At 66.5% G+C, this 1,079-nt stretch carries 1 pseudogene; it reads left to right on the forward strand.

The window, feature by feature from the left end:
* Positions 1-139: 139 nt before the first annotated feature.
* Positions 140-969, forward strand: a pseudogene (locus tag ACZ59A_RS44900) (IS5 family transposase).
* Positions 970-1,079 lie beyond the last annotated feature (110 nt).

Below are 1,079 nucleotides of genomic sequence, written 5' to 3' on the forward strand. Positions count from 1 at the left end.
CGCCAGCACCAAGCCCGCGTCAGTCACTACAAACGCCGCAGACACAGCCCCTGAAACCTGCCCAGCACTCAGAACAAGCACCGTTGCAGTACTAGAGTCTGTCGTCAAATGATCTTGGGTCATGGATCATGGTCGGGTGATACGTCGCCATGAACTGTCCGATGCCGAATGGGCCTTCGTGGAGCCGTTGCTGCCCCGGTGCAAGCGGGGCCGCAGACGGCTGGATGACCGGACGGTCCTCAACGGGATCGTGTGGAAGTTCCGGACCGGCACGGCCTGGCGGGACGTGCCCGAGCGGTACGGATCCTGGGCCACGCTCCACACCCGCTTCCGCCGCTGGGCCAAGGACGGCACCTTCGAGCGGATGCTCCGGGCGGCCCAGGCCAAGGCCGACGCAGCCGGGGACATCGAGTGGCTGGTGTCGGTCGACTCCACGAGCGTCCGAGCCCACCAGCACGCGGCCGGAGCGCGAAAAGGGGGTTCCGCACCCCGGGACTCGGCCGGTCCAGAGGCGGTCTGACCAGCAAGATCCACCTGGCCTGCGACACCCTGGGCCGACCGCTCGCCTTCACCGTCACCGGCGGGAACACCAACGACTGCACCCAGTTCACGGCCGTGATGGAGGCGATCCGGGTGCCCCGCCTCGGCCCCGGACGGCCCCGGGTGCGGCCCGCCCATGTGCTGGGCGACAAGGGCTACAGCTCCAAGGCCATACGCACCTGGCTGCGGCGACGGAACATCCGGCACACCATCCCAGAACGGTCCGACCAGATACGCAACCGGCTCCGACGCGGCAGCCATGGCGGACGTCCGCCAGCCTTCGACAAGCAGCTCTACAAACAGCGCAACGTCGTCGAACGGTGCTTCAACCGCCTCAAGCAGTGGCGCGGGATCGCCACCCGCTACGACAAGACCGCCGAGTCCTACCAAGCAGCCGTCACCCTCGCATCGCTCCTGATGTGGGCGTGACATTTGACGACAACTCCTAGTACTGCAACGGTCTTTGCCGTGACTGCTGGCCAGCTCGGTCGTTGGTGTGGTTATGGGTGGGGACCTTGCTGATGTCAGGTTGTGGGCCG

Source organism: Streptomyces sp. NPDC040405, from assembly GCF_055595765.1.